The organism is Pengzhenrongella sp. (assembly GCF_036565025.1).
Lineage (GTDB): Bacteria > Actinomycetota > Actinomycetes > Actinomycetales > Cellulomonadaceae > Pengzhenrongella.
On record NZ_DATCNW010000372.1, the window covers coordinates 1 to 15,449 of the forward strand.

Genomic DNA, 15,449 nt, shown 5'->3' on the forward strand with positions numbered 1-15,449 from the left:
GGGCACGAGGGTCACGTGCCCGAGCTCGCCCGCCGCTCCGAACGCGCCACGCACGAGATGCCCGTCGACGATCACAGCGCCACCCAGTCCCGTGCCGAGGGTGAGCATGATCATTGAGCGCGCGTTGCGCCCCTGCCCGAAGCGGAACTCCGCCCAGGCAGCGGCGTTGGCGTCGTTCTCGACGATCACGGGAAGCCCGACGAGTTGCGTGAGCCGTGTCCCGAGCGGGTGGCGGCGCCAGGCGATGTTCGGGGCGAACAGCACGGTCTGCTGGTCTGGCGCCACGAATCCGGCAGCCGCAACACCGACGGCGGCGACCTGCGGGTAGTCGGCCATCAACTCGGCCACCGTCTCGGCGACCGCCGTCTCGATCTGGTCCGGGTTTGTCGGGTCGGTCGCCCTGGTCGCCCGGACGAGGACGTCACCGGACGGGCTGACGACGCCGGCGGCGATCTTGGTGCCGCCGATGTCAACGCCGATGGTCAGTGCGCCTGGGGGATACACGATCCTCGCCCCCTCAGTGGTTCGAGAAGGCGGCGTCGAACGCGGCCGCCGGTGGCGTGAGGAGGTTGTCGCGAACGAACTGCAGCGCCTGCGGGGCCCCCTCGAGTCGGTCCATGCCGGCGTCCTCCCATTCCACGGAGATCGGTCCGTCGTATCCGATCGCGCCGATGGTGCGAAAGATTGCCTCCCAGTCGATGTCGCCGCGGCCGGCGGACACGAAGTCCCAGCCGCGCCGGGGGTCGCCCCACGGCAGGTGCGAGCCGAGGGGGCCGTTGCGGCCGTTGAACCGGCGCTTCGAGTCCTTGCAGTGCACGTGGTAGATGCGGTCGGCGAAGTCGACCAGGAAGCCGGGTGCGTCGAGCTGCTGCCAGTTCATGTGGCTCGGGTCGAAGTTCAGCCCGAACACTTCGCGGTGGCCGATCGCGTCGAGCGTGGCGCGGGTGGTCCAGTAGTCGTAGGCGATCTCGGAGGGGTGTACCTCGAGGGCGAACCGGACGCCGTTCTCCTCGAAGGTGTCCATGATCGGGCCGAAACGGGCGGCGAAGTCGGCGTAGCCGTCGGCGATCATCTCCGCGCTGGCCGGCGGGAACATGGCGACGTACTTCCAGATCTTGGACCCGCTGAACCCTGTGACGACCTTCGCCCCGAGGCGGCGGGCCGCGACCGCTGTGGCCTTCATTTCCTCGGCGGCGCGCTGGCGTACGCCCTCGGGGTCGCCGTCGCCCCAGGTGCGGGCCGACAGGATGCCGCGGTGGCGCTCGTCGATGGGATCGTCGCAGACCGCCTGCCCGGCCAGGTGGTTGCTTATGGCGTGGACTTTCAACGCGTACTTGTCGAGCGTCGCCTTCTTGGCGTTCAGGTATGCGTCGTCGCTAGCGGCAGCGAAGACGTCGAGGTGATCGCCAGAGCAGGCGATCTCGAGCCCGTCGAAGCCCCACTTGGACGCGAGTTGGCAGACCTCTTCGAACGGGAGGTCGGCCCACTGACCGGTGAAGAGCGTGATCATGCGAGTCATGCGAGAACTCCTGAGGTGTTCGGTGTGCTGGTGGACGATGCGGCGGTCACAGCACGCCGTCGGCGTGCTGGGTGGCGATGTACTCGCAGGCACGGGCCGTCAGCGCCATGATCGTCAGCGTTGGGCCGACGCCACCGTTGGAGACGTAGCTGCTGGCGTCGGTGACGAAGAGATTCGGCACGTCCCACGACTGGTTGAACTCGTTCAGCACGGACGTCGCGGGGTCCGATCCCATCCGCGATCCGCCGCACTCGTGGATGGCGGCGCCCATCGCGACGCTCTTCTTGAACGAGGCCCGGAAGATCGCGCGGCTGAGGGGGTCGGCGTCGGGCCATATCTTCTTGCTGTCGAGACCGAGGGCGGATCCGGCGAAGTTGACGCGGTAGCCACTGGATTCGGCCATCTCGCGCAGACCTTTGACCTGGTCGCGCATCAGTGCCCGCTCGTTGTCGGTGATGGCCAGCCCGACTCTCGGGATCGGCACACCCCAGGCGTCTTTGCGGCGCGGGTGGAGCGTGATCTCGTTGCTGTAGGCGGGCAGCATTTCGCCGAACGCCATCAGTCCGACGACGCCCGGGTGCCCGGGCGGGACCGGAAGGCGGCCCACCGTGCCTTGGACTGCCCATCCGCGCGCGAAGCCGACGCCCTCGTCGCCGTCGAAGTTGCGGAAGCGTGGGATGTAGACGCCGCCGGCGGGCGGGTAGTACGGGTCTGGCGGCGCGACGTCGACATCCTCGTGGCCGGGGAACTTGGGTGCATCGCCGAACAAGAGGCTCGGGGTCTGGTCCATGAAGTAGTGCCCGAGCGTGCCGGAGGAGTTCGCCAGGCCGTTGGGGTGTCCCGGGGTGGCGGAGTTCAGCAGCAGCCGGACTGACTCGATCGCGGAGGCGCACAGCACGACCACGTCGGCGAAGACGCGGTGCTGGCGCCGGGTTGTCCGGTCGACGAACAGGGCGCCGTCGGCGCGCCCGGTCCGGGTGTTGTAGGTGACCTGTTGCACCACGGCGTCGGTGCGCGTGGTGAGGCGACCGGTCGCTCGGGCGGCGACGATGCCCAGCGGCACGCGGTGCAGGTTCGGGGCGGCGTATCGCCACGGGACAACGTGCCGCTCGGGCCAACGCTTCTCGACGGTTTCCTTGAAGGCGTGCTCGGCCGTCGTGAGTAGCGACGGACCACAGTAGTGGCCGTCCGGGAGGTTCTCGAGCTTCTCGGTCGTGCCGTACAGGCCGAGGAACTCCTCGATACGGTCGTAGTGCGGCTCGAGGTCCGCGTAGGAGATCGGCCAGTCCTGCCCGTGGCCGTCTCGGGATGCTGCCTTGAACTCGTGGTCGGACGAGCGCAGCAGCACCCGGCCGTAGGAATGCAGGCGTCCGCCCAGCTGCCGTCCGCGGATCCACAGGTAGTCCTGGCCGCGCCTCGTGGCATAGGGCAGCTTCAAGTCGTTGACGAGAAACGGGCTGGTCTGCTCCTTGAACATGGCGCGCCGGGCCTGGACGTACTGGCCGCGCAGGCCCGCGCTCAGTCGCCCCTTCAGATCAATGCTCATCGCTCGCGGCGCGCTGGGCTGCGGCGGCTTGAAGTCGGCTTCGGTGATGTTGCGGCCGGCCTCGAGCAGCAGGACGTCCATCCCTCGCTCGGTCAACTCTTTGACAGCGATGCTTCCGGCCGCACCGGATCCGATGACGAGCACGTCGTAGCGCTTGTCGAGGTTTGCCATGTCAGATCTCCGTTGATGTGTGACGACACGAGTCTTGTGCTGGTGAGCGAGGCGCGCTGCGTGCGGCCGGTCCACTCCCGGCGCGGTGGCGGGGACGCGCCGGGAGTGGACAGACCGCGGACTGTGCCCGGCGGTCAGCTCTTGGTGAAGTACACCGGCTGCCCCGTGCGGCCGGAGGTGTAGATCGCGTCGAGGACCTCGGTCACGACGCACGCCTGCTCAGCGGTGACGACCGGCTCGGTATCGTTGACGATCGCATCGAGCCAGTGCGAGGCCTCCATGGAGGCCATCGCCTCCATGCCGCCGACCGCCTTGCGGCCCGGCCCGAAGTACGTGGCTCCGGCCTCGGGGCGGGTCAGCACCATCCGGCCGCCCTGGACGTTGTTGAGCGTCACCAGGTAGTCGCTGCGGTCCTGGACGCTATCGGCCCCGCCCTCCGTGCCGGCCAGCGTCGTGCACGCCTCCCGGGAGTCCTGCACGTTCAGGGCCCACGACGCCTCGACGAACATGGACGCACCGTTGGTGAATCGCACGAAGCCGAACGCGGAGTCCTCGACGTCGTAGGTCTCCGGGTTCCACGGGCCACCCATGTTGCCCTCGGGCTTGTCGCCGAGCTTGTAGTTGACCACGCCCGTGACGGACTCGAGCTCGTAGTTGTTCATGAGCCACAGGGTCATGTCGATCGCGTGGCCGCCGAGGTCGATCAGCGGGCCGCCGCCCTGCTTCTCCTTGTCGGTGAACACGCCCCAGGTCGGGACGCCGCGGCGGCGTACCGCGTGAGCCTTGGACGCGTAGATCTCGCCGAGCCGGCCCTCGTCGACGCATGCGCGCATGAACTGCACGTCCTGGCGGAACCGGTACTGGAAGCCGACCGTCAACTTCTTGCCCGTGCGCTGCGCGGTCTCGAGCATCAGACGTGCGTCCTTGCCTGTGACAGCCATCGGCTTCTCGCACATGACGTGCTTGCCGGCCTCGAGGGCGGCACAGGTGATCTCGCAGTGCGTGGTGTTCCAGGTGCACACGTGTATGACGTCGATTGATGGGTCCGCGAGCAGTTCCCGGTAGTCGGTCGTGACGTAAGCGTCGGTAGAGCCATGCGTGTCGCGCGCAGCCTGAGCGCGTGACTCGTCGATGTCGCAGAAGGCGACGATCTCGGCCTTGTCGGACTGTGAAGCCAGGCCGACCAAGTGCTTCTGGGTCCCGATGTACCCGAGGCCGACGATCCCGATGCGGAGCTTTGCCATGAGCCACTCCCTTGTGGTGTGAATGGATAGGACCTCGCCGATGACGATATGTGGCGAGTGTCGATAACTATATGATCGAGACTCGACGTAACGCAAGAGGCGGCAGACATGGACTTGATTCCGTCGAGTCGAGCCCGACGAGGTCGGGTGTTGCCCGTAGCATCAGTGACCGTTCGACATAATTCGCCGGGGGAGGGAGGTCACGTCGTGGACCCGATGCCGAGCTCCGACATCCTGGGCGTCCTGCGAGATGGACGACCGCGCACCAAGACCGAGATCGCGGAAGTCACAGGGCGGGTGCGGTCGACGGTGTCCCTGCGCCTGGCAGAGCTGATGGACGACGGCCTCGTGGCCGAGCTGCCGGCGGGCGGCAGTCCGGGCAGGGGCCGGCCTTCGGCCCGATTCGCCCTGGCGACGCAGTCCCGTGTCATCGGCGCGATCGAGCTCGGTCCCCGACACGCGATCGTCGCGATCACCGACCTTGCCGGTGTGGTGCTGACGCGGACTCGCCTCGATCTCGATGTGCGCGACGGACCGCTGGCGGTACTCGACCTGCTGGTACGGACGCTGGAGGACCAGCTCGAGGCGGCCGGGCGGCCACGCTCGTCCGTGGTCGGGGTGGGCATGGGAGTGCCCGGGCCGGTGGATCCGCGCACCGGCACGCTCGCGAGCCCTCCGCTGATGCCCGGCTGGGATTCCTTCGACATCTCTGGTCACATGCGTGCGACATTCCCGAAACCCGTGCTCGTCGACAACGACGCCAACGTCATGGCGGTCGGGGAGTGGGTGACGACGTGGCCGGACGAGCAGGACCTGCTCGTCGTCAGTGTCGCCACCGGTATCGGTGCCGGCGTCGTCGCGGCGGGCCGGCTCGTTCAGGGCGCGCGCGGCGCCGCAGGCGACATCGGGCACGTCCGGATCACCGCCGCGGCCGACCGGTCGTGCAACTGCGGGCAGACCGGATGCCTCGAGACGTTCGCGTCGGGTCGTGGGATTGCCGCAACGCTGCGCGATGAAGGGATGAGCGCCACCGAAGCCAGTGACGTCGTGGCTCTCGTGCGCGGCGGTGACCCGACAGCCGTTCGTGCCACGCGCGAGGCCGGCCGGGAGATCGGAAAGGTGCTGTCCGTCCTGGTCGCGGGGCTCAATCCTGCGGTCATCGTCCTGGGCGGGGAGATTGCCGAGGCGGGCGAGCCGCTGCTGGCGGGGGTTCGTGAAGTGATCTACACGCGGTCGTTGCCGATCGCCACGAGCGACGTCGAGATCACCGTCAGCAGCAGCACGGAGGCGCGCACCATCACCGGTGCCGCCCGTCTGGTGCAGAACCATCTCTTCGGGCTCCCCGAGCGCCCCGTCGAGTACTACCAGGCGGCGCAGTAGCCACGCCGGACGAGCGTCGGGCCTGCGCCGCCTCGACCGGCCGGGCCAGGGCGAGGACGGCCAGCGCCAGGGCCGCCCCCAGGATCGTCTCGGCAACGCGGTCCAGGACGAGGCGCTCGACCGTGACCGCGCCGCCCCCGAGACGGGTCAGGATCAGAGCCATCGGCGTGATCGCCACCACGGCGATGCCGTAGTGGCGAGCGACGAACAGCTCAGTGATCACCTGCAGCACGGCGACCGCCGCGACCAGGAGCCACGGTGACGGATCGCCTGCAAGGAGCACATAGGCGAGGAGAACACCGACGAGTGTCCCGACGACGCGCATCATCGCCCGGCCCGTCCGCGCAGCCAGCGTGGAGCCCCCCAGCGGCACCGTCGCGGTGACCGCCGCCCAGTACGGGTGACCCAGGCCCGAGCCGAGAGCAACCGCTCCGGCCAGCAGCGGACTGACGCCGTGCACCAGCAGGTCCAACTGACCGGCGACCAGGGAGACCTCCGCGCGCACCGATGAGCGCTCGGGCGCCGGCAGCCGCGGCCGGCGCGAGGTCGGCAACTTCCTGCCGACCTGCCCCAGCACGATCGCGAAGCCGGCCGCCCCGACCGGCAAGACCAGGGCCAGCACGAGGTCGGCTCGCGAGTGCTGGTAGGAGGACAGCGTCCCGACGGCGAAGACCAGGAACAGCGAGGGGACCGGTAACCAGCCACGGGTCCGGGCGAGCAGGCAGCCCAACATCGAGAACCCCGACATGGCGCCGACCGCGAGCATGGACCCCGGCGCCAGAATCCCGGCACAGGTGCCGACGAAGACCGCGGCGGTCAGGGCGAGCCCCATCCCCACCTGCGCGCTCAGCCGGGCCCCGTAGTCGAGCTGCTTGCCGTACGCGGAGTTGATCGCACCGAAGACGGCGTACGGCGCCCAGGCGACGTGCCCGGAAGCGATGCATGCCGCAAGCGGCAACGAGACGCTGAGCCCAACCCGAACGGCCGGCCAGTGGGCGCGCCCGTGCGGTCCGACGGTGGCCAGTTCACGCCACAACGACGCCGCGAACATGCGGCCGCGTGCGAAGGTATGGACTCGTCGAGGGGTCATGGACCCGGTATCATACGAAAGTCGAACGTTCTGTGCAACGGAGTCGTCGCGCACCCGATGGAGGATCCATGACTGTGACGCCCAGACCCCCCGCTCAAGCCTCCACGAAACCCGGTCAACGACGCCGGTCCTCGTCCCGCTCGGCCAACGTCGAGCGCGTGCTGGACAGCCTGCGCACGGGAGGGCCCTCCTCGCAGGCCGCGCTCGCGCGTCGCACAGGTCTGGCAGCCGCCACGGTCAACTCCATCGTGAAGGTGCTGCGTCAGGACGGCCGAGCCGAGATCCGTCCGGTGAACGGGCGCGAGGCCCATGTCGCGCTCGTCTCCAGCGCCACGACTCTGGTCGCCGTCGAAGTCACCCATGACGCCGTCCATGCCAGCGCCTATGCCTTCGGGCAAGGCCGACGGTTCGACGCCCGCATCCCGACCAGCCGGCCGGGCGCGGTCCTCGAGGGAGTACGGGCCGTCGCCGAGGCGAGCAGCACCAGCATGGAGGAGCTGGGCGGCATCGCGGTCGCTGTGCAGGCCCCGATCGAACGCTCCAGCGGCGCGGTCGCCGGGTGGGTCACGGACAGGTTGCCCGCCTGGCGGGGTGTCCCCCTGCGGGAGACGTTCGAGCGCGACCTGGGCATGTCCGTGCTCGTGGACAACAACGTCAACTTCGCGGCACTGGCCGAGTGGACCTGGGGCGTGGGACGGGGCGTCGACGACTTCCTGTACGTCCACGCCGGTCAGGGCGTCGGCGGAGGTCTGGTCATCAACGGCGCCATCTACCGGGGCGGCAGCGGCATGGCCGGCGTCCTCGGGCACATCGTGCTCGAGCCCTCCGGTGACATCTGCTACTGCGGCAGCCGCGGATGCCTGACCACCCTGGTCTCGGAGGCCGCGATCCTCGACCAGCTGAACGCCTCCCACGCCGCCCGAGCGTCCCTGCAGCACGTCATCGCCAGCGCCCGCGACGGCGATCCAGCGTGTCAGCGGGTGCTGGGCGAAGCGGGACGGAACCTCGGGCGCGCACTGGCGAACGCAGCCAAGGTCGTCGCGCCCAGCGTGATCGCGATCGGGGGCCCGTTGGGCACCGCCGGGCGGCTGGTCTTCGAACCCATGGCCTCCACGATGGCCGTGAGCAACCTGCGGCTGGTGGCGCCCGCCACCCGCTTCCGGCCGGCCCAGCTGCACCAACGACCCGCGATGCTCGGCGGCGTCGCCGCACTCCTCGCCGCGTCCGGCCAAGGGCTGAGCGAGCTCCCGGCCTGGGTAGGGGAGGCTGCGCACCACCCAGTTCACAGTTAACCGTTCGTAAAACGAATGATCCGACAGATTCGTCGTTGCCTTCCTCCCGATCATTCGCCTACGTTGAGCGCACACCACCCGTAATCCTTCGGGTCTCAAACGATTTGAGGAGCTCAACGATGAGCGGACACGCGGCAGTGCCGCCCCACGCGTCTTCGACCAACCCCACGAGCGCCGATCCCTCGGCGTTCGGCGAACCTCTGCACGTGCCCGCACTGAGCATCCGTCTCGTCGTGATGATGCTTCTCGAGTTCGTCGTCTTCGGCTCGTGGTTCGCCACGTTCGGCCTGGTCCTCGCGACTCACGGGCTTCCCACGATCATCGGCACCGCGTACACGCTCGCTGCTGTCGCGGCGATCATCTCGCCGATGTTCCTGGGCGCACTGGGGGACAGGTTCTTCCCTTCGCAGAAGGTCCTGGGCGTGGCGCACCTGCTCGGCGCCGGAGTCATGGTCCTGCTGCCGCGCGTCGTCGCCCCCGGCAACGGAACCCTCGTGCTCGGGCTGATCTTCGGTTACATGCTGCTTTTCATGCCCACGCTCGGCCTGGCCAACTCCATCGCCTTCCGGCATCTTGGAGCAAACGGCCGCCGGTTCCCGTACATCCGGGTCTTCGGCACCCTTGGCTGGGCCGCGGCGGGCCTCCTGGTTGGAGGACTGGGGCTGTCCGCCTCCCCGAACCTGTTCCTGGTCACCGCGGTGGCCAGCCTCGTGCTCGGCCTCTACTCCTTCACCCTGCCGGCCACCCCGCCACCGGCCAAGCGTCAGCGGTTCTCCCTCGGCGACGTGATCGGCGCACGCGCACTGCGCTTGTTCCGGCACCGCAACTTCGTCGTGTTCTTTGTCTGCGTCCTGCTCACCGCTGTCTCGCTCGGGGTGTACAACTCATTCGCAGCGACCTACCTGAGCGCCGTCGGCATTAAGAATGTCGCAGGCGTCCTGGCGCTCGGCCAACTCTCCGAGGTCCTGTTCATCCTGACCATCCCCTGGGTGATCAAGCACTACGGGATCAAGTGGGCGCTGTTCGGCGGCATGGTCATGTGGGGCGTTCGGTTCGCGCTCTTCGCACTGGCGGCAGACGGCCACGCCTGGTTCGCCGTCCTGGCGATCTGCCTGCACGGCATCTGCAGCGACTTCTTCCTCGTCGTCGGAGCGATGTACGTCGACCAGGTCGCGCCCCGGGAGATCCAGGCCCAGGCGCAGAATCTGCTGATCCTGGCCATCTCGGGCGTCGGGGCCTTCATCGGTTCCTTCGTCGCGGGTCAAGTCTACGTATCCACGATCGCACCCCACCAGGAAGCGCTCGGCGCCGCCGCCTGGGCACCGCTGTGGTGGATCCCGATCGGAGCCGCGGTCCTCACCGCCATCCTGTGGGTCGGCCTTTTCCGCTACGACCGGGCCGTCGGCGTCGAACGCTGGAACTTCGACGCCAAGGTCCCCGCCACGCTCTGAGCGGCCGCCGTACCGGCATCAACCTCTCCCGCCGCAACGTTCGATCAAGGCCTCGTGACGCCCGGGAGCGCGGCAGCCAGCCGCGCGTCCACGGGGTCTGATCCGAGGGTCCCCTCCACAAGAAAAGGACGGCATTGTGTTCGATAGATTCTTGGTCCGCGACACCAGCCTTCGCAACGAGCGGCACGGCGATCAGATCGTCGGATTCACGTTGGCGGTCAAGCACGCGAACTATCGCGGCTGCTACCTCTCCCTGCACAACGGCTACTACCTCGAGATCGACGGGATCGAGTACCCCGTCGATGCTCAGAGCTTCGAGATCAACGGGCTCCCGCCGCGCGGGTTCGACGAACTGAAGAACTGCGTGTGGGAGCACTGGGACTACCCCGACGAGGCGATCCTGCACGTGTCGGCACCCGGCGGGCTGGCGCCTGGGGCGCATACGGTGCGCTTCCAGCAGTCTGTCCTGGCCGCCTACGGATACCTGCCCACCGACCACGAGTGGGTGCAGAACCCGCCGAAGCCAGGGACCGGCGCCGGCTCGGACAAGACCCCCTACATCGTGACCAGCATCTTGCCCCTGCAGGATGAAAAGGAGGTGGTGCTCTCATGACCATCAAGCGCGGCGTGTCGCTGTACAGCTACCAGCAGGCCCAGTTCCTGGGGGAGTTGACGCTCGAGGACGAGATCCGCGAGGTCGGCACCCACCTGTCCGGTGCCGACGGCATCGAGATCGTCGACGAGATGTCGCTGCACTATCCGGACCCGGACGAGGAGTTCGTCTCCCGCTGGTTCTCCTGGATGGACAACTACGGCACCCAACCCGTCACGTTGGACGTCGGCATGGACGTCCTGCAGTTTCGCGACCATGTGATGACCTACTCGGAGTGTGCCGACCGGCTGCGGCACGACCTGCGCCTGGCCAAGCGCCTCGGCTTCTCGAACGTGCGCGTGCTGTCGATCGTCCCGTTCGAGATCATGCAGATGGTCCTGCCGCTCGCTGAAGAACTAGACATCCGCATCGGCAAGGAGATCCACCAGCCGATGCCGCTGGAGGGCAAGCAGGTCGGCGAGATCATCGACTTCGTGCAAGAGACCGGCACCCGGCACCTGGGGATCGTCCCCGACTTCGGGATCTTCCAGTTCGCCCCCTCCGAGGTGCAACTGGCGCTCTTCGAGCGACGCGGCGCGCAGCCCGAGGCCACCAAGGCCGCCACCGAACTGTCGGACCGGCTGCGCACAGGCGACGCCGGCTTCGGATACGTCGACCTGTCCTACGCGACAGCGGGCAACCTGCGCGCCGACTTCGGCCGCTTCCTGACCAGCGGCGAGTGCACGCCACAGTTCGCCGACGCCTTCGGTGGTATCAAACGGTTCGCTGAACAGAGGGTGCCCGACCCGCAGCGCGTCGACTTCACCACCATCGCCGAGGCGCTGATGTTCTCCAACACCTCCGCCAAGACCCTCGGCGAGCTGGCCGACCACGTCGTGAACATCCACGGCAAGTTCAACCACATGTCCGAGATCCCCGGCCGGCCCGGCCGGTACCACGACGCCACGATCGACTACGAGGCGCCGATCGCCGCGCTCAAGGCAGCCGGGTGGGACGGGTGGATCAACACCGAGTACGAAGGACAGCGCTACCACCAGGACCAACCCCGAGAGCTCCTCATGGATGAGGTCGACCAGGTGCGTCGCCACCACGAGATGCTGCGACGCCTCATCGCCGACTGAGCCGCCGGTGGCAGGCGGTCACGCCCGGACGCGCGCGGTGCCCCGTGCGCGACCGCCACCCCGAGGGCCGGTGCTGGCTACCTGCGTGGGCCTTGGGCCCCGCACAAGCTCGAGCCGGACAACACAACCCCCGCCTCGCGATGACGAGCGAAACCTGGAGCCACTCAATGACGAGCACACCTGAGCCGACCGCACCGACCTCGATCCTGCCGCCCGACCGCGACACTGCCGTGAATCAGGACTCGGCACAGAGCACCGGGCGTTCGGTCCCGGCCCGGCTGATCCTGATGATGTTCCTCCAGTTCTTCGTCCCTGGAACCTTCACCGCCACCCTCGGCCTGATCCTGATCACCAACGATCTGCCCAAAATCGTCGGTGCGGTTTACGCGCTCACCGCGATCGCGGCCATCCTCTCGCCGATGGCCGTCGGGGCGGTCGGGGACCGCCTCCTGGCCGCGCAGAAGGTCCTGGGGCTGGCGCACATCATCGGCGGCTTGGTCATGATCTTCATCCCGCGTGCCATCGGTGCCGGAAACGGTGCGCTCGTCCTTGGCTTGATCTTCGTCTACAAGATCTTCTACCAACCCACGGTCGGGCTCGCGAACACCATCGCGCTGCGACACCTGGGCACCAACCGGCGCATGTTCCCGTACGTCAGGGTCTTCGGGACCCTCGGCTGGGTCACGGCGGGGCTGTCCGTCGGCTGGCTGGGTCTGTCCGCCTCGACCAGCGCCCTGACATTGACCGTGGTCGGCAGCTTCGCGCTCGGGCTGTACGCCTTCACCCTGCCCTCCACACCTCCCGGTGCCAAGGGCGCCCATTTCACCATCGGCGACATCATCGGCTCGAAGGCGTTCGTGCTGCTGCGGGACCGCAGCTTCCGCACCTTCATGCTGTGCGCGCTGATGACCTCGATCTCCCTGGGCACCTACAACTCCTATGCTTCGCCCTTCCTGCGCGCCCTCGGCATCGATAACGTCGCCGGTGTTTTGGCGATCGGCCAGGCGTCCGAGGTCCTGTTCATCATCACGATCCCCTTCCTGCTGAAGCGCCTCGGCATGAAATGGGTGCTCCTGACCGGCATGACCATGTGGGGCGCTCGCTTCGTCCTGTTCGCGTTGGCCGCCCAGAACGGGAACTGGCTGGCGATCTCGGCGATCGCGCTGCACGGCGTCTGCAGCGACTTCTTCGTCATCGTCGGGGCCATGTACATCGACCGTGCTGTCCCCATCGATCTGGCCGCGCAGGCGCAGAGCATGCTCATCCTGGTGATCCAAGGCATCGGGTCATCGATCGGCGCGATCGTCGCCGGCTTCATCTACAACGCGGTGATCACGACCCACGCGGACGCAACCCCCTCGGACTGGCTCCCGATGTGGATCCTGCCCATGATCGCTGCCGTCGCCACATCGTTCCTGTGGGCCACCCAGTTCCGTGAGCCGCGCGACAAGGATGGCCGTATCACCGTCGACGCCGAGACCTCTGTCGGCGTGTAACCCAGCTCGCAACCCATCCCGCCGCCTGACCAACGCAGGTCGTCGGTGGGAGCCCTCCATGAGAAGAGAAGGCACCGTGTTTGACACGTTCCCGGTCCACGAGACGCCACGGCGGTTGGCGAACATGAGCACCCCGACGAACAAGGCGCTCACCGCCTTCGTCGGCTCCTACAGCGGCGCCGGCGAACCGGGCGCGGGCGGCATCACCGTTCTGGCCGTCGAGCTCGACGGGGACACTGTCGGGCTCCGACGCACGAGCCGGGTCGAACAACCGGCGGAGGCCGGCTACCTCGCCTACAGCGCCGCACGCGGGACGCTCTACGCGGTTGACGAGCGCAAGACCGACGGACGCGGCCCCGTCGACCCACCCGCGTCAGTCCACGCGTTCACCGTCGATCCCGCTGACGGCACGCTGTGCCCGCTGAACACTGTGGCCTCACCCGGGCCGTTCCCGACCTACCTCGCCCTTGACGAGCCCCGCGGCCTGCTGATCAGCGCGAACCACGGCAGCTTCGAGCACGTCGAAAAGGTCGAGCGCGACCCCGACGGCGCCTGGACGAGCCGGTACGTCTACGACGACTCCACCGTCGTGGTCTACCGGCTCGAGGAAGACGGGTCACTCGGGGCCATCACCGACCTCCATGTCATGGACGGGCACGGCTTGGACCCGAACACTTCGCTTCAAGCCGGCGGGCACGCGCAATCGAGCGCCCACGCCCACAGTGTCGTTGTCGACCCAAGCGGAAGGTTCCTGCTCGTCGGAGACAAGGGCGCGGACCGTGTCCTGGTGTTCCGCCTCGGCGCGTCGCTCGAGCTGGCCTACATCCTCCAGACCGGCGCCGAGACCGGACCTCGGCACCTCGCCTTCGATCCTGTCGATGGTCTGGTCTTCGCGACGTTCGAGCTCTCCTCCGAGCTCGCGGTCCTCGAGTTCGACCAGGCGTCCGGAGAGCTGCGGCTGGTTGCCACCTGCTCGACGGTAGCTGGCCCGGTCGGGCGAACGAACGAACCGGCCGACGTACGGATCCACCCCGCCGGCGGACTGGTCTACGTCAACAACCGCGGCGAGGACACCCTGGCCTGGTTCCGATGGAGCAACGGGACGCTGCAGCGTCTCGGCAGCGTCCCCCTCGCGCCGTCGATCCACCCGGGCCTTGCCGCCCGGAGCTTCGCATTGGATCCGAGCGGTCGCACACTGCTTCTCGCCGACCGGCCCGCCGGGCTCGTGCGCGCGTACAGCGTCGACACTCAGACCGGCGAGCTCGCGCCAGCCGGCCAGGTGAACGTCGCCGAGGCGGCGTTCGTGCTCCTCGCTGAACTGCCCCAAACCGGCATCCGGCCACCCCAAGCATCGGCCCAGCCGTCTGCGACTTTCGCGTAGGCGCTCGGCTGGGGAGGAGCGTCTCCAGCCGAGTGCCCGTCCACGGATTGGAGAGAACTCCCGATGGCGACGATCTTCGAGGATCAGTACCGCGAGTACCCGATCGATGGCACGGGACTCCTGCTCTACATCGAGGCAACCGATCGGCTAGAGCGGGGAGTCCTGGATGCGACAACCGCGAGCCCGCTCATCAGTTCGGCACTGCGCAGCGTCGAAGTGCTCGCCTACATCGATGCAATCATGGCTGCAAGCAGCCCTGGTTACGCCAAACGGGGCTACTCCGAGCAAGAGAACGGCGACTTCAAGGTTCGACGCGCCTTCCTCGCAAACCTCGATGAGGCGATCCGCTTCGCCTGGCAACCTGCGGCTGGCGATGAGTACTTGCCCAAAGCGTGGCGCCGTACGCCCGCGCTCGAGCCTGTCCGACAGGTGCGCGCAACCATGAGTCGCGCCATCGGCATCCGGTACCTGCACTTCGGCACCGCTACCACGCTCGTCGCGGCGCTCGGAGAGCAGGTCGCGAAGCCTGGCGTACTGGCCGAACTGCTGAACTTCCTTATCAGACCGCGCTCCCACTGGCGGAAGTTGAATGCGGAATCCCAAGCCGCAGTCGCGGATGTAGAGCGCATGCGTCTTGAGAACGAGCATCTGCGCTGGGAGAGTCTCGGCCTGGCGGTCGAGACCACCCTCAAGGTCGCGTCACTTCCGGTCCGGCTGCGAGACCTCGACGCTGCCGTACAGCAAGCAGGGTTTCCCCGGGTGCCAGTCTTGGTGCGAGACCAACTGGAAGCGATGCACAAAGAGGTGAGCAACCTGGTTCAGGAGAACACTGGGATGCCACGTCCGTTGGCTCAGGCGCTGACCGATAACGCTGCCGACCTCCAGGCGCTCACGGCGATGGGACAGGTCGGCGTCCGCGCGGGGGAGGTCGTGCTCGGTGACCCGAGCACCTGGGCTCCTCCCAAGTGACACTGTTCCCCATTTCGCTGCCGACCTTTCGTGCCCCCGCCACACCGGGCAGAAATGGCCAGCAGGCGTAGATCGGCACCGCTGACGGGGAGGTCACCGTGCCCACGAAGTGCCCACGAAGCGACCGACAGGGAAGTGGGCAAGTATTGGGCACTTCGGTGTCGCGAGACGTCCCG

13 protein-coding genes are annotated in these 15,449 nt (G+C 67.8%); 8 read left to right on the forward strand and 5 right to left on the reverse strand.

The window, feature by feature from the left end; all coding sequences use genetic code 11:
- The 4 genes from VIM26_RS21190 to VIM26_RS21205 form a co-directional block, all read right to left on the reverse strand.
- Positions 1-504 (reverse strand): ROK family protein (locus tag VIM26_RS21190; protein WP_331954956.1); only part of this gene is annotated, 504 nt, incomplete at its 3' end.
- Positions 505-517: 13 nt separating this feature from the next.
- On the reverse strand, positions 518-1,519 hold the full coding sequence (locus VIM26_RS21195) for a sugar phosphate isomerase/epimerase family protein (protein ID WP_331954958.1): 1,002 nt from the start codon (positions 1,517-1,519) through the stop codon (positions 518-520).
- A gap of 46 nt (positions 1,520-1,565) precedes the next feature.
- Positions 1,566-3,236 (reverse strand): GMC family oxidoreductase, encoded by a 1,671-nt coding sequence (locus tag VIM26_RS21200; RefSeq protein ID WP_331954960.1) that lies wholly within the window; start codon positions 3,234-3,236, stop codon positions 1,566-1,568.
- Between the two features lie 134 nt (positions 3,237-3,370).
- Positions 3,371-4,480, reverse strand: coding sequence for a Gfo/Idh/MocA family oxidoreductase (locus tag VIM26_RS21205; protein WP_331954962.1), 1,110 nt, complete (start codon positions 4,478-4,480; stop codon positions 3,371-3,373).
- 216 nt (positions 4,481-4,696) lie between these two features.
- Here VIM26_RS21205 and VIM26_RS21210 point away from each other — a divergent pair, with 216 nt between their 5' ends.
- Complete coding sequence (locus VIM26_RS21210) at positions 4,697-5,860, forward strand: ROK family transcriptional regulator (protein ID WP_331955008.1); 1,164 nt, start codon at positions 4,697-4,699, stop codon at positions 5,858-5,860.
- Here the strand turns inward: VIM26_RS21210 and VIM26_RS21215 are convergent.
- The gene (locus VIM26_RS21215; RefSeq protein WP_331954964.1) at positions 5,778-6,950 is read right to left on the reverse strand and encodes an FUSC family protein; all 1,173 of its coding nucleotides are present in this window, start codon (positions 6,948-6,950) and stop codon (positions 5,778-5,780) included. The two genes, VIM26_RS21210 and VIM26_RS21215, sit on opposite strands and share 83 nt — an antisense overlap.
- A 158-nt stretch (positions 6,951-7,108) precedes the next feature.
- Here VIM26_RS21215 and VIM26_RS21220 point away from each other — a divergent pair, with 158 nt between their 5' ends.
- From VIM26_RS21220 to VIM26_RS21250, 7 genes are all read left to right on the forward strand, one after another.
- Positions 7,109-8,242 (forward strand): ROK family transcriptional regulator, encoded by a 1,134-nt coding sequence (locus VIM26_RS21220; protein WP_331954966.1) that lies wholly within the window; start codon positions 7,109-7,111, stop codon positions 8,240-8,242.
- 119 nt (positions 8,243-8,361) lie between these two features.
- Positions 8,362-9,693, forward strand: a complete 1,332-nt coding sequence (locus VIM26_RS21225) for an MFS transporter (protein ID WP_331954968.1) — start codon at positions 8,362-8,364, stop codon at positions 9,691-9,693.
- A 136-nt stretch (positions 9,694-9,829) separates the two neighbouring features.
- Positions 9,830-10,306: a C-glycoside deglycosidase beta subunit domain-containing protein gene (locus VIM26_RS21230; RefSeq protein WP_331954970.1), complete on the forward strand. Its 477-nt coding sequence runs from the start codon at positions 9,830-9,832 to the stop codon at positions 10,304-10,306.
- A complete protein-coding gene (locus tag VIM26_RS21235) occupies positions 10,303-11,427 on the forward strand; it encodes a hypothetical protein (protein ID WP_331954972.1) in 1,125 nt (374 codons plus the stop codon). The genes VIM26_RS21230 and VIM26_RS21235 overlap by 4 nt, the downstream gene beginning before the upstream one ends.
- A 167-nt stretch (positions 11,428-11,594) precedes the next feature.
- Positions 11,595-12,923, forward strand: a complete 1,329-nt coding sequence (locus tag VIM26_RS21240; protein WP_331954974.1) for an MFS transporter — start codon at positions 11,595-11,597, stop codon at positions 12,921-12,923.
- 124 nt (positions 12,924-13,047) lie between these two features.
- Positions 13,048-14,304 (forward strand): lactonase family protein, encoded by a 1,257-nt coding sequence (locus VIM26_RS21245; protein ID WP_331954976.1) that lies wholly within the window; start codon positions 13,048-13,050, stop codon positions 14,302-14,304.
- A gap of 63 nt (positions 14,305-14,367) precedes the next feature.
- Positions 14,368-15,273: a hypothetical protein gene (locus VIM26_RS21250; protein ID WP_331954978.1), complete on the forward strand. Its 906-nt coding sequence runs from the start codon at positions 14,368-14,370 to the stop codon at positions 15,271-15,273.
- Positions 15,274-15,449 lie beyond the last annotated feature (176 nt).